Source organism: Nonomuraea sp. NPDC005730, from assembly GCF_040630865.1.
Taxonomy (GTDB): Bacteria; Actinomycetota; Actinomycetes; order Streptosporangiales; family Streptosporangiaceae; genus Nonomuraea.
The window spans coordinates 1-21,899 of sequence record NZ_JBEXYK010000019.1 but is presented as its reverse complement, the minus strand read 5'-3'; the positions used below and the strand labels follow the sequence as shown (position 1 = coordinate 21,899).

Sequence of the window (21,899 nt, the reverse complement as noted above, 5' to 3'; positions counted from 1 at the left end):
CATCCATGACGGCGCCCGTCACGTCACCCGCGATCGCGTCGCTGGCCGAGCTGGTGGCCGGTGGCGGTGTCGTGGTGCTCAGCGGGGCCGGGCTGTCCACCGAGTCCGGCATTCCCGACTACCGAGGCCCGACCGGGCGGGCCAGGCGTGCCGAGCCGATGACGTACCAGCGCTTCACCGGCAGCGCCGAGGCGCGGCGGCGCTACTGGGCGCGCAGCCACGTCGGCTGGCGGCAGATCGGCCGGGCCGCCCCCAACGCCGGCCACCGCGCGGTGGCCGAGCTGGAGCGGCGCGGCCTGCTGGCCGGCATCGTCACCCAGAACGTCGACGGCCTGCACCAGGCCGCCGGGGCGCGCCGGGTGGTCGAGCTGCACGGCGGCCTCGACCGCGTCGTGTGCCTGTCGTGCCGCGAACGCACCCCGCGTGCCGAGCTGGAGCGCCGCCTCAGCGCGGCCAACCCGCGCTGGGCCGCCGAGGGCCGCGTCAACCCCGACGGCGACGCCGCCCTCACCGACGCCCAGGTCGCCGGGTTCCAGGTGGTCGACTGCGTCTCCTGCGGCGGCCTGCTCAAGCCCGACGTGATCTTCTTCGGCGAGAACGTGCCGAGGGATCGGGTGGCGGAGTGCTTCGCGCTCGTGGGCGGGGCGCGCTCGCTGCTCGTGCTGGGGTCGTCGCTGGCGATCAGGTCGGGGCTGCGCTTCGTCACCAGGGCGGCCGAGCTGGGGCTGCCCGTCGCCATCGTCAACCAGGGCCCGACCGGCGCCGACGCCGACGCCGCGCTCCTGCTCGACGCCCCGCTCGGGACGACCCTGACCGAACTGGCCGCCCGCCTCTAATGGGACCCCACACTCGTGCCCGGCGGCGCCGCAAGGGCGGCGCGGGGCCGGCACGGGAACGCCGCAGGGTTGGTACGGGGGTGACAGGGGAACGGCGCGGGGGTGGCGTAGTGGCGGCAGAATGGGGGGCATGCCTCCTCGTCCATGCCCCTGTGGTCTGCCCGCGTCCTACGCGGACTGCTGCGGGAGATACCACCGCGGTGAGGGGTCGGCCCCCACCGCGGAGTCGCTCATGCGGTCCAGGTTCAGCGCGTTCGCCGTGGGCGACGAGGCCTACCTCATGGCCACCTGGCATCCCGCCGACCGCCCGGCCCGCCTCGACCTCGACAGGAAGGTCGCGTGGGTGGAGCTGGAGGTGCTGGAGAGCACCGGCGGCAGCCCCGTCCACACCGAGGGCACGGTGCGGTTCCGTGCCCACTTCGTCAACCGGCGGGTGCCGGGGGTGCTCGACGAGCACAGCAGGTTCGTCCGGCTCGACGGCCGCTGGGTCTACGCCGGGGTCGTGGCGAGCGGGCGGTAGTCGCAGTCGTAGCCGAAGTACCGCGGCCCGGCCAGCTCCAGCCCGCCCGGCGAGGTCCAGCGCGGGTCGCAGGGCACGGCGATGACCGTGACGCGCAGGCCGTAGCGCATGGCCTCGGTGGTGACCGGCTCGCCCGAGTCGGTGTCCAGCACGCAGATCAGGTCGGGCGTGGTGGCCACGATCTCGCCGTCCCGGCGGGCCAGCAGGTGCTCGTTCTGGAAGCTGAGCTCCAGCGTGCCGGTGCCTTCCAGGCGGGCCTGGCCGCGGGCGAAGCCGCCGGTGGTGCGGCGCTCGACGTCCACGACCTTGCCGGTGAACAGCTTCAGGCCGCCCAGCACGTCCAGGGCCGCCGCCACCGGGTCGGCGTGCCCGGCGCGGGCCAGCCGCACGGCCCGGCCCAGGTCCTCGGCCAGCGTCAGCGTGGCCGGCACCAGACCGTCGCGCAGCTGGTCGCCGCGCATGACGGTGTCGGCGCAGGAGACCTGGCAGCCCATCTGCACGCACGCCGCCCTGGCCAGGCGCTCGGCCCACACGTTGGACACCGTCTCCAGCACCAGCGTGTTGCCCTTGTCGTCGGCCAGCGCCATCGGCGTGTTGGGCACGCCGATCAGCGTCGGCAGCACCATCTGGGCCTCGGGGAAGGCACGGCCCATCGCGTCGCCGTCCACGATCGGCAGGCCCGCCTGCGCGGCGGCGGCGATCGGGATCATCGAGTTCACGCCGCCGACCTCGATGGGCACGATGTGCGTGGCCGGACGGCCGAGCACCGCCTCCAGGGCGCGCAGCGCGGTCAGCTCCTCGGTGCCCGCCGGCAGCTTCTCCAGCAGGACGGTCGGCGCCCCCATGCCCGAGACCGCCACGACGGTCGCGTCCGCGGGCACCTCGTCGATGGCCACCAGCGGCACGGGGCCGTGCCTGCGGATGGCCTCGCGGGCCAGCAGCTTGCCCACGTACGGGTCGCCGCCGCCGCCGGTGCCGAGGATCCCGGCGCCGCGCGCCATGTCGTCCAGCCGGTCGATTCCGATCTCACGCATCGATCTTCTCCAGGTCCAGGTCGCCGACGGCCTTCACCCTGATCCGGGTGGCGTCGCCGGGCAGGTAGGCGAGCGGCAGCTCCTCCACGTCCACGATCCGCACGCTGCCCGCGCGGGCGCCGCCGCGCTCGGCGCGGATGATCGCCTCGCTCTTGGCCTCCTCCAGGATGCGTTCGCGCGGGCCGGAGAAGACCCGGTCCACCTCGCCGCCGACCTGGGCGATGGCCGCGCCGACCGCGTTGGCCACCTCGAAGTGCGCCGGGCGGCGCACGTCGTCGAAGCCCGGCAGCTCCTGGATGAGCACGCTGCCGCCGCCGACCAGCACGACGGGCAGCGGTGCGGACGAGGTGCGCATGCGGTCGACCGCCTCCGAGACGCGCTCGGCGATGAGCTTGAGCGGGCGCTGCGGGTCGACGTGGGCGACCCTGCCGCGGTCGCCGATGTCGGCCAGCCCGGCGGCCACGGCCAGGTCGGTGGCGGTCAGGGTGCCGCCGCCGAACACCAGCGCCTCCTCGGTCAGCCGGTAGCCGACGCTGCGCGGGCCGGTGGTGCCGTCCTCGGCGACCAGCGAGCCGCCGCCGATGCCGATCGACAGCACGTCGGGGATGCGGAAGTTGGTGCGCACCTCGGCGACCAGCGCCTCCCCGGCGGCCTCCCGCGGGAACCCGCCGACCAGGATGCCCACGTCGGACGTGGTGCCGCCGATGTCCACCACCGCGCAGTCGGTCAGCCCCGACAGGTACGCCGCGCCGCGCATCGAGTTCGTCGGCCCGGACGCGAACGTCGCCACCGGGTAGCGGCGCGCCTGGTCCACGTCCATGAGGGTGCCGTCGTTCTGGGACAGGAACAGCGGCGCGTCGATCCCGGCCACCCGCAGCGCCTCGCCGAAGGCGGCCACGGTCCGGCCGGCCAGCGGGCGCAGGGCGGCGTTCACGATCGTGGCGTTCTCCCTGGCCAGCAGGCCGACCCGGCCGACCTCGCAGGACAGCGACAGGTGCACCTCGGGGCCCAGCTCGGCGGCCAGGATCTGCGCGGCCTCCCGCTCGTGGGCGTCGCTGACCGGGGAGAACACCGAGGAGATCGCGACCGTGCGCAGGCCGCGCCGCCTGATGTCGGCGGCGACGCCGCGCAGCTCGTCCGGGTCGAGGGCGGAGATGGGGGCGCCGTCGTACTCGCAGCCGCCGTGGCACAGGTAGACCGCGCCCTCGACCGCCTGACGCAGGCGGTCGGGCCAGTCCACCAGCGGCGGCAGCGCGGCCGTGGCGGGCAAGCCGAGCCGGACGGCCGCGACCGGCTCCAGCCGGGCGGCCTCCACCAGGGCGTTGACGAAGTGGGTGGTGCCGATCATCACCGCGGACACCCGGGTGGCGCCCAGGCCGGCCAGGGCCGCGGCGACGCCGCCCGTGACGTCCGCGGTGGTGGGGGACTTGACGGTGGCCAGCACCTGGCCGTCGTCGCCGATGAGGGCGGCGTCGGTGTTGGTGCCGCCCACGTCGATGCCGATACGCATGAAGGAGGACTCTCTTCTCGGACGGTGAGCGCGGGCCGCGCGACTCTCGGACGGTGAGCGCGGGCCGCGCGACTCTCAGACGGTGAGCGCGGGCCGCTCGACGGGGACCTCGCGGGTGCCGCGGACCAGGCCGAGCCGGCCCGCGACGACGTAGCCCAGGCCCGCGAGGATCAGGGAGTTCAGGGCCGGGATGCCGATCCACTGGTAGTGGTCGCTGAGCCAGCCGACCAGCGCGGCGGCGGCCCAGATGACCAGCGTGGCGGGCACCCACGTCGGCTCGGTCTCGGGCAGCGTGCCGGTGGCGCGCGAGGCGTCCAGCACCGGGCGCCAGCGGCGCACCACGAAGTACTCGGCGACCATGATCCCGGCCACGGGGGGCGTGATGACGCCGAGGATCAGCAGGAAGTCGGTGAAGCGCTCCAGGATCCCGGCGGCGGCCAGCACGCTGCCCAGGACGCCGATGCCGACGGTGACGGCGACCCGGTTCAGCCGCACCCCGACCGTCGACTCCACGGCGTTGAGCAGGCCGAGCGCGGCGGAGTACAGGTTCCAGTTGTTGATCTTGACGGTGGCCGAGATGAGGACGATGACGCCGATCACGCCGGAGGAGGCCGTGATGATCGCGATCACGTCCGAGGACTTGACCGCGTAGGCCAGCAGCACGCCGGCCAGGCCGAGCACGTACTCGCCGAGGGAGATGCCGACGAGGGTCTGCTTGACGACGTCGCCGGTGTTGCGGTTGAACCTGGTCATGTCGGGCGTGGTCACCGCGCCGATGATGTAGGAGCCGGCCACGATGGTGGCGCCGGTCGCGATGCTGATCGGCTCACCGAACGGCGGCGAGGCCACCAGGGACCCCAGGTCATGTCGCGAAATTTCCACCCACATCGCCCAGCCGGCCAGGCCGAGGAACGCCGGCACGGTGATGAACGCCGTCATCCCCATCGCCTTGAACCCTCGGATGACCAGCAGCGTCACGCCGATGCCCGCGATCATGGACCACCCCCAGAGCGGCAGCCAGGACATGATCGAGTGCAGGCCCGAGGCGAAGACCGCGGTCTGCACGCCGAACCAGCCGAACAGGCTCAGGGCGATGATCACGCCGATGATCGTGGAGCCGTACCGGCCGAAGCCGGTCCAGCGGGCCAGCATGGAGGTGGACAGGCCCTCGCGCATCCCGGCGATGCCGACGAAGATGCACACCACCTCCAGGATCACCGAGCCGAGCGTGAACGCCCAGAACGCCCCCCAGAACGACAGCCCGGCGCCGAGCGTGGCGCCCAGCAGGAACTGCGTCAGGTCGGAGAGCTGGCCGAACCGCTGCACGGCCACGTTGAACCAGGAGTAGCGGGCGGCCTGCGGCACCCGCTCCAGGGGGTAGTCGGAGTCGGTCATGGTGGTCTTCCTTCGCATCGGGGGGTCGTGGCGGGGGCTCACGAGCAGGGGCTCACGAGCGTGCGGTGTCAGGGCTGGTCACAGGAGCGAGGGCGGCCCGGCGGCGCGGGCGCGCAGCCGGACGAACGGGCCGGGCAGATAGGCGAGCGGGATCTCCTCCACGCCGACGACCCGCACCCGCCGCGGATCGGCCCCGGCGCGGACGGCCGCCGCCCTGGCCTCCTCGGCGACCGGTTCGAGCGCGGCGGCCAGTGCCGACCGGTCGGGCAGGCGGACGATGCGCTCGTACTGGCCGCCGACCGGGCTGACCGCCGCGCCGATGGCGCCGGCCGCCGGCCCGTGCTCGGGATGCAGCCCCTCCGGCACGGCGTGCTCACCACCGCCGACGACCACGAGCGGCAGCAGCCCGGCGCCCGGCTGCAGCCGGTCCACGGCCTCGGCCAGCTCCGTCGGGTCGACCGGCCGCGGCACCCTGATCAGCCCGGGGATGCGCAGCCCGACGGGCACGCCGCCGATGTCCGCGCCGCCCACGGCCTCCTCCGGATAGCCGCCGGCCAGCACGCCGACACGGACACGGGTGGCGCCCACGTCGGCGACCACCGCGTCACCGAGCCCGGTCAGCGCGCCGGCGCCGCGCAGCACGCTCGCCGGTCCGCTGCCCAGGCTGAGCCCGGGATGGCGGGCCAGGTGCTCAAGGCTCATCAGCGTGCCGTCGCCGCGGGTCACGAACACCGCCGCCCCCGGGCACAGGCCCGCCAGCGCGGTGGCCAGCCCGCCGGAGACCGCGCCCGCGAACCCCGACAGGGCGGCGTCCAGCACGGTCGCGTTCTCACGTTCCAGCAGGCCGAGCGAGCCGAGGTCGGCCGACAGCGCGATCGGCACGTCCTCGCCCAGCTCCGCCCGGACGATCTCGGCGGCCTCGCGCTCCTGCTCGCCGTCCAGAGGCGAGAACAGGCCCGCGACGGCGACGGCCTGCGCGGTGCCGGCCACGCCCGCGGCGAAGCGGGCCACGGCGTCGCGGTCGAGGGGCGTGCGGTCCTCGCGGTCGAGGCCGCCGCCGCCGTCCACGACGGCGGTGCCGGCGTTCACCGCGGCGCGCAGGTCGGGCGGCCAGCCGGACAGCGGGCGCACCGCGGTCGCCGACACGCCCGCGATGCGCAGCACGGCCACCTTGCGCAGCCCGGACCGCCTGGTCACGGCGGTGGCGGCGCCACGCAGGCCGACGGCGACCTGGACCGGCTCGCCGTCCATCGGCAGGCGTTCCAGCGCGGCGCGCACGCCGGCCACCGGGTCGCCGGGGATCGAGGCGATCTTGACGGTGGCCAGCACCCGGCCGTCGTCGGCGACGACGGCCGCGTCGGTGTTGGTCGGCCCGACGTCCACCCCGGCCCTCACGCCCCGGCCTCCCGCCCGGTGGACCCGGTGGGGGAGGGGCTGAAGGCCGTGCCCGCCGGGGTTTCCGGCGTCGCGGGGGCGGGGGGCGCCTGCGGTGGGGGAGGGGTGGGAAGTCCGGTGAGACCGAACGCGGCGGGCCCGGCCAGCAGCAGCCCCTCGGGGGTGTGCCAGACCGGGTCGCAGGGGACGCGCACCACGCTGACCCGCAGCCCGTACCGGACCTGCTCGGCCTGCACGACCTCGCCCGTACGCGTGTCCAGCATCGCGATCACGTCGGGCACCACGGCCAGCGGCACGCCGTCCTCGACGACCGCCAGGAACTCGCTGCCCGCCTGGACGCGGACCAGCCGCCCCTGGTCGTACCCGAGCCCTTCGACCAGGATCGACCCGGCCGTCTCCGCGACCTTGCCGGTGACCAGCGGGTCGGGCAGCCGCGTCCCCAGGCGCACGGCCCGGGTGACCGACCCGAGCGCGGTGGAGCCGGCCACCTGGTCGCCGCGCATGATGTACTCGCTGGTCGCGACCTGGCCGCCGAACGCCTCCAGCGACGCCCGTACCAGCCGTTCCAGCCAGCCGCCGGTCACCCGGTCGACGACGACGGTCCGGCCGCGCTCGTCGCACAGCACGGCAGGGGTGGGCGCGATGCCGCGCAGCTGCATCACCGTCTGGTCCATGCGGGGGAAGGCGCGGCTCATCCCGTCGGCGTCCACCAGCGGCAGGCCGACACGGGCCGCCCAGGCCACCGCCAGGCAGCCGTTCGCGCCGCCGATCTCGCTGGCCAGCACCGCGCCGACGGGCGCGTCGTACAGCTCCTCGATCTTGTCGCGCAGGTAGACGGGCTCGTCGGTGCCGCCGACGCGTTCGGACATCACGGCCGAGGAGCCCGCGGTGCCCACGGGCATGACCAGCAGCTCGGGGTCCAGCTCGGCGGGCTGCACGACGCGTACCGGCCCGTGGTCCTCCAGCGCCTGCAGCGCCGCGGCGCGCGCGATGGTCACGGGACCGCCGCCGCCCGAGCCGAGCACGGCGCAGCCGCGGGCGAAGGCGGGCAGCAGCCCGGTGTCGAGGTCCATGCTGACGAGGTTACGAAGCCGCAGGTCAAGCCGGATGTTCCCGCCGCACCTTTTTGCCGGGCTTCGTGTGCCGATGGCACACTGATGGCATGTTCCTGCTGGAAGAGCTGCGTCCGCTGGCCGGGCCGGGCGTGCCGGCGGCGGCCTCGGGCGTGCGCCTGGTGGAGGACCTGGGCCGGATCGCGGGCCAGCCGCCGGGGTCGGTGCTGGTCCTGACGGGCGCGGCCGCGCGGCAGGCGGCCGGCTACCGGCTCGACGTCGCGCTGCGCGACGCCGCCGCGGCCGGCGCCGTGGCGCTCGTGCTCACCGCGGAGTCCGCGGCGGCCCTGGAGGCTCTGGAGGCCGCGGTCGACCGGAGCGCCGCCGCGCTGGCCGAGCGGGGCGGGGTCGCGCTGCTGGCGGCCGACGGCGACCTGGCGGAGCTGGTGGTGGCCATCGACCGGGCCGTCGCGGGCGACGCCGCCGAGGCGCTGGTCCGTACGGCGCGCGCCGCCGAGGCCGTGGCGGGGGCGGGCGGCGTCCCCGAGCGCATCGCGGAGGCGGCCGGCGCGGCTCTCGGCCGTCCCGTCCTGGCCGAGGGCGGCGCGTTCACCGCCCAGGCGGGCGGGCCCGCCGGCACGCACTTCGACCGGGCCACCGGGATCGTGCTCAGGCTCGCCGCCCTGGCCGCCGCCGTGGGCCCGTCCGACGAGCTGCCCGGACGGTCCCGCGCCCAGCTGCTCACCGAGCTGCTGGTCGCCCCCGAGAACCAGGCGCAGGAGCTGGCCCCCCGCGCCAGGGCCCTCGGCCTGCCGATCGACGACTGGCACGTCGTCCTGCGCCTGGAACCCGCGAAGGACCCCGCGAAGACCCCGGACGCCGCCGCGGACGGCCCGGCCGACGGCGGCCAGGAACGCTACGCCCTGCTGGAGACCGCCGCCTCGCGGGCCGTGCGCGCGGCCCGCGAGCTGGGCGGCGCCGCCTGGAACGCCGCGCTCGCCGGCGACGCGCTCGTCGTGGTCCGCAGCCAGCGGCGCGACCAGGGCAGGGCGGGCCTGCGCGAGGCGGTGCGCGACGCCGCCCGCCTGCTCGACCGGGTCCGCCCGGCGGGCGCCGAGCTGCGTTGCGGGGTCAGCACCGCCCACCAGGGCCTGCTCGGCCTGCGCACCTCCGCCTCCGAGGCGCGTACGGCCCTGCGCCGCAGCACCCTGCCGCTGGCCACCTACGACCTGGCCGGCCTCGACCGGATGCTGGAGGAGTGGTATGCCTCCGACGCCGCCCAGCACGCCGTCAGGGAGCTGCTGCAACCGATCCTCGACCTCGGCGGCGAGCGGGCCGGCCACCTCCTGGCCATCCTGCGCGCCTACCTCGACCACAACGGCTCACCCGCCCGCGCCGCCGAGGAGCTGCACCTGCACCGCAACGCCGTCAGCAGGAACGTGCGCCGCATCGAGACCCTGCTCCAGGCCGACCTCGCCGACCCGCGGCAACGCCTGGCACTCCAGCTGGCCTGCCGCGCGGCCTCCTCCCGCTGAAGGACGGCCCTCCGGGACCCCGCTCCCACCCCGCTCCCAGCCCGCGCTCGCCCGCCAGGACGAGGAGACCCGGCGGCCGGCTCCCTGGATTCGGTGGCATGAGAAGAGCGCGGCGGACGGCCGCCTGATGCGCGGGCCTGGTGCTGATCGACGCCACCGACGAGGGGGCCGTGGCGGCCATGCGGGTGTCCCGGCCGCTGATGGCCGCCCAGCTCACCGCCAACCAGGCGCCGGCCAGGATCGGCCTGCTCCGGCTGGCCGGGGACCTTCTGGTGCCCGGCGACGCCACCCCCGCGGGAGGTCGCCGGGACGGCGGAGGAGCCGGGTGGGCCGCCGGTCGTGGTCGTCATCCCGTCCGGCGGGCCGCGCAGTGCCCTCGACCAGGCCCGACGCGTGGCCGCCCGGTCCACGCTCGGGCGGGTAATGGTGGCCGGCACCTCCGAGCACTACGTGCACCACCGGCAGCCCGATCTTGTCGTCGCGGCGATTCGGGACGTCGCCGCCTTCACAGAAAGGTGAAACTGGGTCTTGCCGGTTGGGTCAAGTCGGCTTTCAATGATCGGGATACCGGTGATCCTGGAGGAGCCGATGCGTGGCTTGAGGGCGTCCGCAGTCATCTTGATGATCGTCGTCTCGACGTTCCTCGCCTCCGGGCCGTCGTCGCTGCCGGCGGTGGCGGGGCCGGCCGATCCCGAGCCGGCGTCGCTGGTCACGCTCTCCGTGCCCGACAGGGCGGCGATGGAGCGGCTGGTCGCCTCCGGCGCCGACCTGACCGAGCGGGTCCGTCCGCAGGCCGACGGCAGCGTCCAGGTGGACGCCGTGCTCACGGCCGGCAAGCTCGCCGAGCTGCGGGCGATCGGCGTGGGCCTGGCGTCCGGCACGCCGCCCGCCGCGCGGCAGGCGCCGTCCGCCACCGCCGCGCAGGACCAGATCGTCATCGAACGGGCCGTCTGGTACAAGTCCCGCGACGGGTACTTCCTGTCGGTCGAGGCCAGCAGCAGCGCGGGCGAGACGGCCGCACTCACCGCCACCTGGACGGGCCGCCGCGGCGCCACCGGCCAGGTCGCGATGGTCCCGTACGTGGACGCCGGCGCCTACCTGGGCCACCAGTTCGGCACGCCCGCCCCGGTGCCGGCCGAGCCGCAGCGCGTCACGGTCACCTCCGCGACCGGCGGCAAGGCCGAGGCCCGCGTCCGGGAATGGCCCGACGGGGAGCGTCCCGACCACCGGGCGCCGGGCTACCAGAAGGACTTCGTCACCCAGTACATGCCGCCCGCCCAGCTCAACGAGCGCATCCAGGCGCTGCACCGGCGGTACCCGGCCCTCACCGACGTCATCCCGCTGCCCAACCTCACCAACGGCTACCGCCGCCGCGCCCAGGCACTGATCGGCACGCCGCCCGGCGCCGCGATCGTGGTCACCTCCGACGCCTACGGCTCCGAGGGCGGCAACGACCTGTCCGTCGAGCTGGCCGCCCCCGGCGCGCCGGACCGGCCGCTCCAGGTGAGCGTGGCCGGCAGGCAGGTGACGGTGAGCCTGGCCACCGACGGCTCCGGCACGCCGGTCAGCACCGCCGCCCAGGTCGTCGCCGCGATCAACGCCACGACGGGCACCGGGCTCAAGGCCGCCGCCTACCGCACCGACCCCGGCGCCGGCGTCATGGCCCCGGCCCCCGCCACCCGGCTCACCGACTCGCTCAAGGCGCCCGCCGACGTCTCCCGCAAGCCCATGCGGGTGCTGGCGCTGCGCGTCGGCGTCCACCGCGACGGCTCGCGCACCGGCGTGCTGGCCTACGCCCAGGAGCACGCCAGGGAATGGGTGGCGCCGCTGGTCACCGTCGAGGCCGCCGAGCGGCTGCTGCGCAACTACGCCCGCGACCCCGCCACCCGCAGGCTGCTGCAGCGCACCGACATCTTCATCGTCCCCACCGTCAACCCCGACGGCGCGAACTACAGCTTCTACGACTTCAACGGCCAGCGGAAGAACATGACCAACCACTGCCCGGCCGCGCAGTCCGACCCGGCGCAGCGCAACACCTGGGGCGTGGACGTCAACCGCAACTACGCCGTCGGCTCCCTGTCGGACGGCTACTTCGGCGCCTCGGCCAACTGCCAGAGCGGCACGTACGCCGGTCCGGCCGAACATTCGGAGCCGGAGAGCCGCAACGTGATGTGGCTGGCCGAGACGTACCGCAACATCCGGTTCGCCATGAACGTGCACAGCTACGGCGGGTACTTCATGTGGCCGCCCGGGGCGTACAAGCTCGACGGCCGGGTGGCGCTGCCCAGGCCGAGCGCCCAGGAGGAGGCGTACTTCATGCGCTCGGCCCGCACGATCGAGCAGGCCATCGCCGCCGAGCGCGGCACGGTCATCTGGCCGCAGCAGACCGGGCCGGTGACCGACGTGCTCTACTCGGCGGCCGGCAACTCCGCCGACGAGCTCTGGTACGACCACGGCATCTACGGCTGGGACTTCGAGGTCGGCGCGGACCTGTGGAACCCGACGGCCCGGACGTGGGAGGGCGTGGGCTTCCAGCCGCCGTTCGAGGAGGGGCACGCCGAGGCGATGGAGTTCGCCGCGGGCCTGATCTCGCTGGTGGGAGTGGCGGCCGACTTCCGGAGGCCGTGACCGCCGCGCGGTTCGTGCCCAGGTCATGGCGTTCGCGGGGGCCGGGAATGCCCGCGCGTTGCCCGGGGTTTACATACGGACACCCCGAGCCGGTGACCTGGGCTTTTGCCCATGTTGGGGTTGCTTGCCCGGGGTTTACGGTACAGCAGCAGATCTTTGCCCGTTTTGGGGTGTTTGGTTTGCGTTTGTCCGTTTCTTGGGTTAGTGTTGTACCTATCGGCGGGTGAGTGACCCATTCGGGTCCGCCCCCGTTGCGCTCCACGTAGCGACCGATGGCGTTTGTGCCCGGCTACGACCTTCATGTCTTGTCTGAGTCAAGCGAGCGCATGCCCCCCTGATGATCGATGTCACCAAGGAGACTGCTGATGACTGCTCGCCTGCGTTCTTTCGCCATGCTTTCGGCCGCTGCTCTGTCGGCGCTGACGATCGGTGCCGCCGCCCGTCCCGCGCACGCTGATGCGGATGTGCACGGTCGGGGTGTGCTGGCCGGTTCGACGACGGCGTCCTACTTCTGGGACGACTCCTCGGGTCGCGCTGGTGACACGGGTCTGCCGGCGGCTGGTAAGCCGATGCAGAAGGGTCTGGCGGCTTCGCCGTCGTGGCCGCTGATGACCGAGGGTTACGTGGTCTATCAGGGTAAGAAGCTGCCGTTCTTCGTGGGTGACCGTGGTCCTGGTGATCCCTCCAGTCGTGGGGTGATGCTGGACCTGGACGCCAAGACGTTCGCGGAGCTGACCGGTGGCCGGTTCAATCCGGACACGCTGGGTGTGGACGGTGTGCAGGGCGAGGGTCACATCAAGATCCAGTACGTGGTCACCAAGTGGGGTGACGGTGTGGGCAGGAAGGCCGCTCCGGTGGCGTTCGACACGGGTGCCTGGCGTCAGCAGGACACCGGCACGGCTCCGCTGTCGGTCAAGAAGTAGCACGCACGAACAGGAGAAGGGCGTTCCCCGTGGGGGGACGCCCTTCTCGCATGTCAAGGAACGGCAAACGCCGCCCCCGCCCACCGGCCATACTGGCTCACCTGACCCAGAGTGACGGACGGTGACCACAAGTGATGGAAGCGGGGCCCGACGAGGCGCTGAATCTCGCCGTCCTGCGCGTGCGCGGCCCCGAGGGGGCGGTGGCGGGCGCGGGCTTCCTCATCGCGCCCGACCGCGCCCTGACCTGCGCGCACGTCGTCTCCGGCGCCCTGGGCCACGCCGACGGCCCGCCCCCGCCGGGCGCCTGGGTCACCGTCGAGCTGCCCTTCGCCGGCGACCACGCGCCCGTGCGCGCCCACGTCGAGCACTGGGTCCACACCGCCGCCGACGGCTCGGGCGACATCGCCGTCCTGCGCCTGGACGCCGCGCCCCCGGGCGGACGCCCGCTGCGCATGGCCGAGCCGCGCAGCCTGTGGGGCCACCGGGTCGTCGTGGCCGGGTTCCCGCACGGCCTGCGCGGCGGCGGCTGGCACACCGGCCGGCTGCTCGGCGGCACCCAGCAGGGCTGGCTCCAGTGCGCCCCCGACGACCCCCGCGGCGTGCCGATCGAGAGCGGCTTCAGCGGCAGCCCCGTCTGGGACGTCGAGCTCGGCGACGTCGTCGGCATGGTGGTCGCGGCCCAGCCCGGCGGGCCCCGCCAGGCGTTCGTGATCCCCACCCGGTCGCTCACCCGCGCCGTCCCCGCCCTGGCCGCGACCGTACGGCCGGCCTCGCCGTTCCGCGGGCTGTCGGCCTTCCGCGAGGGCGACGCCGCCGTCTTCTTCGGCCGCGACGTGGAGACCGCCCGGATCGCCCGCCTCCTCCAGGCCCACCCCGAGGTCACGCTCACCGGCCCGTCCGGCTGCGGCAAGTCCTCGCTGGCGCTGGCCGGGGTGGTGCCCGCCATGCGCCGCCAGGGCTGCCAGGTCGCCGTCCTGCGCCCCTCGGCCGTGCGGTCCTGGGCCGACGCGCTCGCCGCCGAACTGGCCGCCCTGTCGCACCCGGGCCTGACCGGGGCCGACGCGCTGGCCAGGGCCGACGCGCTGCGCGAGCCGCTGAGGAACGGCCGGCTGCCCGACGTCGTCGCCCAGGTCCTGCGCGACACCGGCGCGACCGGGCTGCTGCTCGTCGTCGACCAGGCCGAGGAACTGCTGGTCGGCGACCCCGAGCAGGCGGACGAGGCGGCCGGGGTGCTGGCCGCGGCCCGCGCCTGCCCGGCCGTCCGGGTGCTGTTCACGCTGCGCGCCGACTTCCTGCCCGCCGCCCTGTCCCATCCCGCGCTCGGCGGCTCGCTCGGCCGCGAGACCTACGGGCTCACCCCCATGACCCGCGACCAGCTCCGGCAGGCCGTCGAGGCGCCGCTGGACGCCGTCCCCGCCGTGACGTACGACCCCGGCCTGGTCGACCGCATCCTGGGCGACGCCGGCGGCGCGCCCGGCGCCCTGCCGCTGATCGGCTTCCTGCTGGACCGCCTCTGGCACGAGCAGCAGGGCGGCCGCATCACCCACACCTCCTACGAGGCGTGCCGCGGCGTACGCGGGGCCCTGGGCGCGCAGGCCGAGCAGGTCTGGGCGGCGTGCGTGCCCGAGCAGGACACCGCGGCCGGGGAGGAACTGCTGTCCCGGCTCGTCCGGGTCGCCGCCGGCGCGCACGCGCCGCTGCGCCGCCGGGTCACCCGGGAGGAGGCGGGGGAGCAGCGCTGGCTGACGGCCGGCCGGCTGGCCGCCGGGCGGCTGCTCGTCATGGACACCGGCGAGGACGGCCGCCAGACCGTGGAGCTGGCCCACGAGGCGCTGATCACCGAGTGGCCCCTGCTGGCCGGGATCGTGGCCGCGGACCTGAAGTTCCTCGAATGGCGCGACCTGCTCCACCAGGACATGGGCCGCTGGCGGCAGGCCGACCGCGCCCCCGACCGGCTCCCCGGCCCGCCCGAGCTGGCCGCCGCCGCCCGCTGGCTCGCCGAGCGCCCCGGCGACCTGACCGAGGACGAGCGCGACTACCTGCACCAGGGCCGCCGCCGTCAGCGGCGGCGCACGCTGCGCCGCCGGGGCGCGATCACCGGCGCGGGGGTGGCGCTGCTGACGGTCGTCTCGCTGGTCGCCTGGACGCTCTACCAGGGCCGGATCGGCGAGCAGCGGGCCGCCGAGTCCCGCTCCCGCGCGCTGGCCGGCGCCTCGGCCGACCTGGCCGAACGCGACCCCGAGCTGTCGTCGCTGCTCGCCGTCGGCGCCTACCGCTCGGCTCCCACCCAGGAGGCCAGGGCCCAGCTCCTGCAGCGCTACGTCGAACACCGGTACACCAAGGGCGTGGCCACGGGCGCGCTCGGCTCGATCACCGCCGCCGACGCCAGCGACGACGCCCGCGTCCTGCTGGCCACCACCACCTCCGCCTCCGGCCGCGCCACGCTGTTCACCCGCGGCCCCGACGGCCGCTACCGGCCCGCCCACCTGCCCGACCGGGGCGGCACCAGCAGGCCCGCCGTCTCCGCCGACGGCGGCCTGATCGCCTACGCCCTCGACGACGGCGGCATGGTCTGGCACCGCGTCGACCCGCGCGACGGCGAGCTCCTCGACCAGGGGCACGTCCTGGCCCGCCAGGACCGGCCGGCCCCGGCCGACGGGCTCGCCGCCGACGAGCCCGCCGCCGACGTCAGGGCGGACGGCGACGACGGCTGGATCGTCACCGCGGGCCCGAAGAAGCTCGTGCTCCAGTCGCTCGGCACCACCGGCACGCCCCGCACCTGGGTGTACGACCTGCCCGCCGACCTGGTGCGCTTCGGTCCCGACGCCACCACCCTGGTCGTCCGGGAGAAGGGCGCGGCCAAGGTGTACAGCAGCAAGGGCAGCCCGGTGTGGCGGCAGCTGACCATCCGCGAGCTCGGCCCGGCCGACGGCCTGGCCGTCTCCGGCGACGGCGCCACCGCCGTGACCTGCCGGACCAGCGACGACGGCCGCGCCGCCACGTACACGGGGTTCGCGGTGCGCGACGGCGAGCGGCTCGGCGGCTTCCAGGCCGGCCGCCCGTGCGGCGCCTTCGTCGTCGACCGCGAGGGAAGGCGCGTGGCCGAGCAGGGCGCCTCCGGCTGGGAACTGGTCGACCTGGCCGGCGGCCGCACCCTGTCGCGCGCCTGGATCGACGCCCAGACCAGCGCCGCCCCGGTCGCGCTGGTGGGCGCGCCCGGCGCGCAGGAGCTGCTCACCAGGTCGCCCGACACCCTGGTGCTGACCGCGCTGCGCGACGGCGAGCAGCTCATCGGCAACCCGGCGCTGCTCCAGGGCGGCACCCGGATGGTCGCCCAGGCCGACGGCGGCGCCCGGCTGCGCCTCATGGAGACCGGCGAGCCGCAGCGCACCCTGGCCGACGTCTCCCGCGCCAAGAGCCCGAAGGGCCTCGACGCCGACGGCGACCCCGTCGTGGACGCGTCAGGACGCCTGCTCGCCGACGCCGTCGCCGCCACCAAGGTCGCCATCCGCGCACTGCCCTCGCTGTCCCCCGTCACCGAGGTCACCACCGCCCGGCCGCCCGAGGGCACGCACCTGACCTACTTCTTCAAGGACGGCGACCTGTTCACCTTCGCCGGCCGCCGCCTGGAGCGCTGGGAGCCCGCCACCGGCCGCCGCAAGAGCGCCTTCGACGTCGCCGGCCCCGGCACGGTGGTCACGGAGGTGCAGGTCAGCCCGTGGAGCGACGGCCACCTCATGGTCGCCGTGCAGGGCGCCGACCACCTGCGCACGATCGACCTGCGTACCGGCGAGGAGGTCAAGGACCGCCGGCTGACCGTGGGCTCCGACGTCGTCAGCGGGTTCGTCTTCGACCACGCGGGCACCCACCTGCTGCTGTTCCGCAGCGGCATGCTGCCCGAGGTGTGGCTCACCCGCCCGCTCAGGAAGGTGCTCGGCCCGCTGCGCTCGTCGGGCGAGAACATCCGCGGCGGCGAGCGCATGACCTCGATGATGCCGGAGAACGCGGGCCGGCTGTTCCTGTTCCGCGAGCGGGAGATCAGCGTCTTCGGGCTCGGCGAGACCGGGGTGTCCTACGAGGAGGGCTACACCTTCCGCCAGGCCCAGGACTTCCTCGACATCTCGCCCGACGGCTCGCTGCTGCTGCGCCTCAAAGGCGGCGACGGCGCCGCGGGCTACTCCACCGACCTGCTCCGGCTCGACCCGGACACCTGGCGTGCGCGGCTGTGCGAGGTGTTCGGCCGCCGCTTCACGCCCGGCGACCGGCAGCAGGTGCCGATCGCCCTGCCGGACGCGGTCTGCTGACCGTCAGGGCTTGCGCCCGACCCCGCCCAGGAAGGTGTGGTACGTGATGCCCAGGGCCGGCCGGTAACCCGGCTCCGGCCGCCACTCGGCCAGCGGCACCAGGCCGGGCTCCAGCAGCTCCAGGCCGTCGAAGAAGCCGAGGATCTCCTCGCGGGTGCGCCACCGCCCGGTGCCCATGGTGTCGTTGAACAGCCGCTCGGCCTCGAACGCCTGCCGCGACACCTCCGGGCGCTCCTCCATCGGGTTGTGGAAGTGGGAGACGGCGACGTGGCTGCCGGGCGCGAGCCGTCCGGCCAGGCGCGCGGTGATGCCGGCCGGGTCCTCCTCGTCCGACAGGTGGTGCAGGATCCCGAACAGCAGCAGGCCCACCGGCTCGTCCAGGTTGAGTAGCTGCCTGGTCTCGGGATGGTCGAGGACGTCGTCGGGCCGGCGGATGTCGGCCTCGATGACGGTGGTGCCGTCGTCGACGGCGAGCAGGGCCCGGCCGTGGACCAGCACGATCGGGTCGTGGTCGACGTAGACCACCCGGCAGCCCGGCGCGGCCGCCTGGGCGATCTCGTGCACGTTGCCCTGCGTGGGCAGGCCCGACCCGATGTCCAGGAACTGCCGGATACCGGCCTCGACGACCAGGTCGCGGACGACGCGGGCCAGGAAGTCCCGGTTCGACCGGGCCGCCTGCGGGGCGTCCGGGGCGATCCGGAGCGCCATCTGGGCCACCTCGCGGTCGATCTCGAAGTTGTCCTTGCCGCCGAGCATGTAGTCGTAGACGCGGGCGACGCTGGGCTTGGTGGTGTCCACGTCGAGGGCGGGCGCGCCCTGCTCGTCGTCGGCCACGGTCGGCTCCTTCGGTTGCGTCGGGCGAGTCCGGCTGGCGTGATCATACGTCCCGGGGCGCGGAAAAATCAGGCCCGGGCCGGGCCGTACGGGCTACGGGATTCCGGCGGCCCGCGTTGACATGATGAGCCCATGACGATGGAACCACTGGCCCCGGACACCCTGCTCACCACCACCCGCAGCGTGCGCAGGCGCCTCGACCTGTCCCGCCCGGTCCCGGCGGAGCTGGTCCGCCAGAGCCTGGAGGTCGCGCTCCAGGCGCCCAGCGGCGGCAACCGGCAGGGCTGGCACTGGATCGTGGTCACCGACCCCGAGCGGCGCAAGGTGATCGGCGACTACTACCGGCGGTCGTGGAACAGCTACCACACCTCGGACGGCTCGGCCCGCTCGATGTTCCGGGACGACCCGGCCCGCGCGGCGGTCCAGGAGCGCGTCAGCGGCAGCGCCGCCTACCTGGCCGAGCACATGGGCGACGTGCCGGTGCTGGTGATCGGCGCGATCGAGCTGCCCGGCGGCCGCCTGCCCGAGGGCAACCAGGCCGGGCTGTGGGGCTCGCTGCTGCCCGCCGCGTGGAGCTACATGCTCGCCGCCCGCGCCCGCGGCCTCGGCAGCGCGTGGACCACCCTGCACCTGGAGTACGAGAGCGAGATCGCCGAGCTGCTCGGCATCCCGGCCGAGGTGCGCCAGGGCGTGCTGCTGCCCACCGCGTACTTCACGGGGGAGACCTTCCGGCCCGCCGCGCGGCAGCCGCTCGACGAGGTGCTGCATCTCGACCGCTGGTGACCCGGCGACCCCGCGGGGGCGCCTAACGTGGAGATCCCGAGGACGCGGTCGTCTACATGTGGTGGAAAACCGGTTGTCCGTCGGTGGGCGCGGCCCTACCTTGTGACCGTCATACGTCGACCGAGAGGACTTCACTTGCTGGGCGCCCGCGTGCACGCATACCTTCGAGCGGCGGCCGGAACCCGGGCACACCGGGCCGGGCCGTTCCTGATCCGCTTCGACGAGCACGACGACGCGCCGCCGTTCAACTACGCCATCCCCGACGACGACCTCGCGCCCACCGGCGAGCAGGTGGCCGCGCTGGCCGCCGCCTTCCGCGAGCGGGGCAGGACACCCCGGCTGGAGTACGTGCCGCAGGTCGCGCCCAAGGTGGAGGAGGCCCTGCTGGCCGCCGGGTTCGCCGTCGAGGGGCGCTTCCCGCTGCTGGTGTGCCCGACCGGGGCGCTGGCCGAGCCGCCCGCCGACGCCGCCGTACGGCTCGCGCTGGTGACCGACGACCCGGGCCTGTGGCAGGTCGCGCGGGTGATGAACGCGGCCTTCGACGCGCCCGAGGCCAATGAGCACGACGTCGCGCGGCTGCGCGGCGTGCTCGGCCGCGGTGGCCTGGTGGCCGCGGCCACCGACGCCGCCACCGGCGAGGTCGTCGGCGCCGGCCAGCTCGGCGGCCCCCAGGACGGCGTGGCCGAGATCGCCGGGATCGCCGTGCGCGACACGCACCGGCGGCGCGGCATCGGCGGAGCCGTCACCGCCCTGCTGACCAGGGCGGGCGTCGAGGCCGGCATCACGATGCCGTTCCTCACCCCGGCCGACGACGCCGCGGGCCGCGTCTACGCCCGCGTCGGCTACCACAAGGCGGGCGAGGTCCTGCACATCTCGGCCCCCTGAACCCGCTCGCCGGCTCAGCCGCAGTCGCAGCAGCCGCCGCAGTCGGGGCAGTCGCAGCTGCTGCAGTTGTCCAGGTAGCAGCGTTCGCAGCAGGGCCGGCCCGCCTTCTTGCTCCACCTCGGCCGCCAGAGGCCGCAGGTCAGGAACGTCGCCACCCCCGCCCCCGACTTGCGGATCCAGCCGGGACGCCGGTAGGAGGCCGCGCCGAACGCGCGCTCGACCGCCCGGCGCACCTCGGCGCCGAGCAGCCGCTCCACCAGGTGCCGCTCGGCCAGCTCCAGGTCGGCCACGGCGAGGGCGAGCCCGTGGGCGGCGTCGTCGCACAGCCGCCGTGCCCGCTCGCGGCCCGTGCCGGTGGCGGTCAGCGGGTTGAACGCGCCCCGCCCGTCGTCGGCCGCCTGGTCCTCGACGGCGTCGAGGAGGTGCGCGATGCGGCCGAAGAACCGGCCGGCCTCGGCCAGCGCCGCCGCGTTCCCCGGCCGTCCGGCCAGCACCGCGGTGTGGGCGAAGGCCGCCGCCACCGCCTCCTCGGCGGGCGCCGTGAGGTCGAGCACGTCCATGGGGGCGGCCAGGGCCCGGCGCTCGCGTTCGAGCTGCCGGTCGACCGTCGCCGACAACACGGCGGTGTCGAAGCCGACGCCGGCGGCCAGCCGGGCGCCGCCCGCCTCCCAGCGGGCGGCCAGCAGGCGGCGGGCCGGAGCCGTGCCCGGGGCGGCGTCCCGGTCGGCCACCTGGTCGCGCAGTCTGCCCGCGGCCAGGACGAGCGACACCCCCGCCGCCAGCCGGGCGCCGCGGCCGTCGGCGTCCACCACGTCGGCGGAGCGGAACCCGCGCAGCGCGCACGGCCCGGCCGTCCGGTGCGGCACGGCGGCCGGGAGCTGGGCCTCGGTCAGCACCGAGAGAATCAGCGTGTCGTAGTTGGTGGTCAGCCGGGCGGCGTGCCCCTGCCCGTCCCGCAGTGTCAGGCAGAGCCCGCACAGGTGCGCCCGCCATGCCGCGCGTACCGCCGCGCACCCGTGCTCGCCGCACGGACGGATGATCCCGAACACACAAACCTCACAAGATCCTGAAACGCTGGAGGAATCGTACGGGCGATCGCCCGTACGCGGCAGCGGCGGGTTCAAGCGCGGGGGCGGCGCGCCCGTCTGGCCGCCACCGTCAGCACGGCCGCCCCGGCCAGCGTGAGCAGCGCGGTGAACAGCCACTCGTCCGAGCCCTCCGGCCCGTAGACACGGGTCAGGCGGCCCGTGTCCACGGCGACAGTGGCCTGTCCCGCCGCCAGGGTGCCCCGGTCGCTGCCGTACAGCTCGACGTCGCGCCGCCGGACCCGCCCGTCGCCGGAGGCGAAGTCCCCGGCCCAGACGCAGGACTCGTGCCCGGGATGCTGCACACACCGCAGCTCCCGGGCGGTGAACGCGCCGCTCACCCCGTCGGCGCGGGCGGCCCGTACGACCGGGCCGAACTCGGGCACGGACACGAACAGCAGCAACAGCCCCACGACGGCCAGCACCACCGTGAACCCGCTCGGACGTCGTCTGGTGACCGCCATGAGCTAGTGCGCCACCGCGCAGGTGCAGGCGGCCCCGCCGTGCTCGGCGGCCCGGCGGTGCAGCAGCATCGCCACCACCATCGGCGCGAAGACGACCGCGTTGTAGAACAGGTGCAGCTCCATCCGGGGCAGGAAGATCTGCAGGACGCTGGTCGGGACCGGCCGTCCCAGCAGGTAGAGCCCGGTGATCTTCTGCACGAGCAGCAGCAGGTGCTCCATGTGGTGCCAGACCTGGATGCCCAGGGAGATGTTCCACCACGTGCGCGAACGGCCGGCGAACCCCTTGCGCAACATCAACAGGCCCACGAGCATGAGCAGCGCGTACCCGTAGTGCATCCACTCCGAGGTCACCAGCCACGGGAACGGCAGGCCGAGCACCCCCCGGGCCTCGCTCAGCGGCCACCCCCAGACGTAGACCTGCACGGCCTGCACCAGGTGCTCGGCCCAGTGGGCCACCACGATGAGCATGAAGACCGTGAGTGCCGCCTTGTGGTGGCGTCCGTTGAGCGTGGACGCGCTGATCGTCGTCGCCATTCCCTCACCTCGTGTCTGTTGCGCTGACGCTGGCGCAACGATCTCGGACGGCACTGGGAACGGGCTTGCATCCTCTTTGCAGTTGGCTGGTAGCGGCGAGTACGGCCACGCACGTCTTCGCCGTCACCGGGGAGCGATCAGGCTCCTGACTTCCGGGGCCGGTCCCCGGCGGGGGACCGGCC

General features: G+C 74.9%; 18 protein-coding genes. 9 read left to right on the top strand and 9 right to left on the bottom strand.

What is annotated here, in order from left to right:
• Nucleotides 1–5: 5 nt before the first annotated feature.
• Both ABZ444_RS22815 and ABZ444_RS22810 read left to right on the top strand, forming a co-directional pair.
• Nucleotides 6–836: an NAD-dependent protein deacetylase gene (locus tag ABZ444_RS22815; protein ID WP_358000146.1), complete on the top strand. Its 831-nt coding sequence runs from the start codon at nt 6–8 to the stop codon at nt 834–836.
• A 232-nt stretch (nt 837–1,068) separates the two neighbouring features.
• On the top strand, nt 1,069–1,356 hold the full coding sequence (locus ABZ444_RS22810; protein ID WP_358000143.1) for a YchJ family metal-binding protein: 288 nt from the start codon (nt 1,069–1,071) through the stop codon (nt 1,354–1,356).
• Here the strand turns inward: ABZ444_RS22810 and ABZ444_RS22805 are convergent.
• The 5 genes from ABZ444_RS22805 to ABZ444_RS22785 all read right to left on the bottom strand — a co-directional run bounded on the left by ABZ444_RS22805 (nt 1,326) and on the right by ABZ444_RS22785 (nt 7,763).
• The gene (locus tag ABZ444_RS22805; RefSeq protein WP_352329660.1) at nt 1,326–2,390 is read right to left on the bottom strand and encodes a DUF917 domain-containing protein; all 1,065 of its coding nucleotides are present in this window, start codon (nt 2,388–2,390) and stop codon (nt 1,326–1,328) included. The two genes, ABZ444_RS22810 and ABZ444_RS22805, sit on opposite strands and share 31 nt — an antisense overlap.
• Nucleotides 2,383–3,900, bottom strand: coding sequence for a hydantoinase/oxoprolinase family protein (locus ABZ444_RS22800; RefSeq protein WP_358000141.1), 1,518 nt, complete (start codon nt 3,898–3,900; stop codon nt 2,383–2,385). Before ABZ444_RS22800 ends, ABZ444_RS22805 begins: the two co-directional genes overlap by 8 nt.
• A gap of 75 nt (nt 3,901–3,975) precedes the next feature.
• A complete protein-coding gene (locus tag ABZ444_RS22795; RefSeq protein WP_358000139.1) occupies nt 3,976–5,295 on the bottom strand; it encodes a cytosine permease in 1,320 nt (439 codons plus the stop codon).
• 78 nt (nt 5,296–5,373) lie between these two features.
• Nucleotides 5,374–6,690, bottom strand: coding sequence for a hydantoinase/oxoprolinase N-terminal domain-containing protein (locus ABZ444_RS22790; RefSeq protein WP_358000136.1), 1,317 nt, complete (start codon nt 6,688–6,690; stop codon nt 5,374–5,376).
• Nucleotides 6,687–7,763, bottom strand: coding sequence for a DUF917 domain-containing protein (locus ABZ444_RS22785; protein WP_358000133.1), 1,077 nt, complete (start codon nt 7,761–7,763; stop codon nt 6,687–6,689). Before ABZ444_RS22785 ends, ABZ444_RS22790 begins: the two co-directional genes overlap by 4 nt.
• A gap of 89 nt (nt 7,764–7,852) precedes the next feature.
• Here ABZ444_RS22785 and ABZ444_RS22780 point away from each other — a divergent pair, with 89 nt between their 5' ends.
• The 5 genes from ABZ444_RS22780 to ABZ444_RS22760 all read left to right on the top strand — a co-directional run bounded on the left by ABZ444_RS22780 (nt 7,853) and on the right by ABZ444_RS22760 (nt 17,132).
• Nucleotides 7,853–9,277: a helix-turn-helix domain-containing protein gene (locus ABZ444_RS22780; RefSeq protein WP_358000130.1), complete on the top strand. Its 1,425-nt coding sequence runs from the start codon at nt 7,853–7,855 to the stop codon at nt 9,275–9,277.
• Nucleotides 9,278–9,616: 339 nt separating this feature from the next.
• A complete protein-coding gene (locus ABZ444_RS22775; RefSeq protein ID WP_358000127.1) occupies nt 9,617–9,796 on the top strand; it encodes a hypothetical protein in 180 nt (59 codons plus the stop codon).
• 102 nt (nt 9,797–9,898) lie between these two features.
• The gene (locus ABZ444_RS22770; RefSeq protein WP_358000124.1) at nt 9,899–11,905 is read left to right on the top strand and encodes a M14 family zinc carboxypeptidase; all 2,007 of its coding nucleotides are present in this window, start codon (nt 9,899–9,901) and stop codon (nt 11,903–11,905) included.
• A 365-nt stretch (nt 11,906–12,270) separates the two neighbouring features.
• Nucleotides 12,271–12,828 carry a hypothetical protein gene (locus ABZ444_RS22765; protein ID WP_358000121.1) on the top strand — a complete coding sequence of 186 codons (558 nt, stop codon included), beginning with the start codon at nt 12,271–12,273 and terminating at the stop codon, nt 12,826–12,828.
• Nucleotides 12,829–12,962: 134 nt separating this feature from the next.
• Nucleotides 12,963–17,132 carry a serine protease gene (locus ABZ444_RS22760; RefSeq protein ID WP_358000378.1) on the top strand — a complete coding sequence of 1,390 codons (4,170 nt, stop codon included), beginning with the start codon at nt 12,963–12,965 and terminating at the stop codon, nt 17,130–17,132.
• Between the two features lie 3 nt (nt 17,133–17,135).
• Here the strand turns inward: ABZ444_RS22760 and ABZ444_RS22755 are convergent, their stop codons facing one another.
• Nucleotides 17,136–17,966, bottom strand: coding sequence for an SAM-dependent methyltransferase (locus ABZ444_RS22755; protein WP_358000118.1), 831 nt, complete (start codon nt 17,964–17,966; stop codon nt 17,136–17,138).
• 132 nt (nt 17,967–18,098) lie between these two features.
• Here ABZ444_RS22755 and ABZ444_RS22750 point away from each other — a divergent pair, with 132 nt between their 5' ends.
• Both ABZ444_RS22750 and ABZ444_RS22745 read left to right on the top strand, forming a co-directional pair.
• The gene (locus ABZ444_RS22750; protein ID WP_358000115.1) at nt 18,099–18,749 is read left to right on the top strand and encodes a nitroreductase family protein; all 651 of its coding nucleotides are present in this window, start codon (nt 18,099–18,101) and stop codon (nt 18,747–18,749) included.
• Nucleotides 18,750–18,884: 135 nt separating this feature from the next.
• Entirely contained in the window at nt 18,885–19,634 is a 750-nt protein-coding gene (locus ABZ444_RS22745; RefSeq protein WP_358000112.1) for a GNAT family N-acetyltransferase, read from the top strand.
• Nucleotides 19,635–19,648: 14 nt separating this feature from the next.
• On the opposite strand, the gene ABZ444_RS22740 is transcribed toward ABZ444_RS22745, so the two are convergent.
• From ABZ444_RS22740 to ABZ444_RS22730, 3 genes are all read right to left on the bottom strand, one after another.
• Entirely contained in the window at nt 19,649–20,683 is a 1,035-nt protein-coding gene (locus ABZ444_RS22740) for a DUF5685 family protein (RefSeq protein ID WP_358000109.1), read from the bottom strand.
• A 71-nt stretch (nt 20,684–20,754) separates the two neighbouring features.
• Entirely contained in the window at nt 20,755–21,183 is a 429-nt protein-coding gene (locus ABZ444_RS22735; protein ID WP_358000106.1) for a hypothetical protein, read from the bottom strand.
• A gap of 3 nt (nt 21,184–21,186) precedes the next feature.
• The gene (locus tag ABZ444_RS22730; RefSeq protein WP_357989002.1) at nt 21,187–21,717 is read right to left on the bottom strand and encodes a hypothetical protein; all 531 of its coding nucleotides are present in this window, start codon (nt 21,715–21,717) and stop codon (nt 21,187–21,189) included.
• Nucleotides 21,718–21,899 lie beyond the last annotated feature (182 nt).

What these genes read in the sequence shown, in the direction of transcription:
- ABZ444_RS22815 (WP_358000146.1), top strand. Translation starts at nt 6, where the DNA reads ATGACGGCGCCCGTCACGTCACCCGCGATCGCGTCGCTGGCCGAGCTG.
- ABZ444_RS22810 (WP_358000143.1), top strand. Translation starts at nt 1,069, where the DNA reads ATGCGGTCCAGGTTCAGCGCGTTCGCCGTGGGCGACGAGGCCTACCTC.
- ABZ444_RS22805 (WP_352329660.1), bottom strand. Translation starts at nt 2,390, where the DNA reads ATGCGTGAGATCGGAATCGACCGGCTGGACGACATGGCGCGCGGCGCC.
- ABZ444_RS22800 (WP_358000141.1), bottom strand. Translation starts at nt 3,900, where the DNA reads ATGCGTATCGGCATCGACGTGGGCGGCACCAACACCGACGCCGCCCTC.
- ABZ444_RS22795 (WP_358000139.1), bottom strand. Translation starts at nt 5,295, where the DNA reads ATGACCGACTCCGACTACCCCCTGGAGCGGGTGCCGCAGGCCGCCCGC.
- ABZ444_RS22785 (WP_358000133.1), bottom strand. Translation starts at nt 7,763, where the DNA reads ATGGACCTCGACACCGGGCTGCTGCCCGCCTTCGCCCGCGGCTGCGCC.
- ABZ444_RS22780 (WP_358000130.1), top strand. Translation starts at nt 7,853, where the DNA reads ATGTTCCTGCTGGAAGAGCTGCGTCCGCTGGCCGGGCCGGGCGTGCCG.
- ABZ444_RS22770 (WP_358000124.1), top strand. Translation starts at nt 9,899, where the DNA reads ATGATCGTCGTCTCGACGTTCCTCGCCTCCGGGCCGTCGTCGCTGCCG.
- ABZ444_RS22765 (WP_358000121.1), top strand. Translation starts at nt 12,271, where the DNA reads ATGACTGCTCGCCTGCGTTCTTTCGCCATGCTTTCGGCCGCTGCTCTG.
- ABZ444_RS22760 (WP_358000378.1), top strand. Translation starts at nt 12,963, where the DNA reads ATGGAAGCGGGGCCCGACGAGGCGCTGAATCTCGCCGTCCTGCGCGTG.
- ABZ444_RS22750 (WP_358000115.1), top strand. Translation starts at nt 18,099, where the DNA reads ATGACGATGGAACCACTGGCCCCGGACACCCTGCTCACCACCACCCGC.
- ABZ444_RS22735 (WP_358000106.1), bottom strand. Translation starts at nt 21,183, where the DNA reads ATGGCGGTCACCAGACGACGTCCGAGCGGGTTCACGGTGGTGCTGGCC.
- ABZ444_RS22730 (WP_357989002.1), bottom strand. Translation starts at nt 21,717, where the DNA reads ATGGCGACGACGATCAGCGCGTCCACGCTCAACGGACGCCACCACAAG.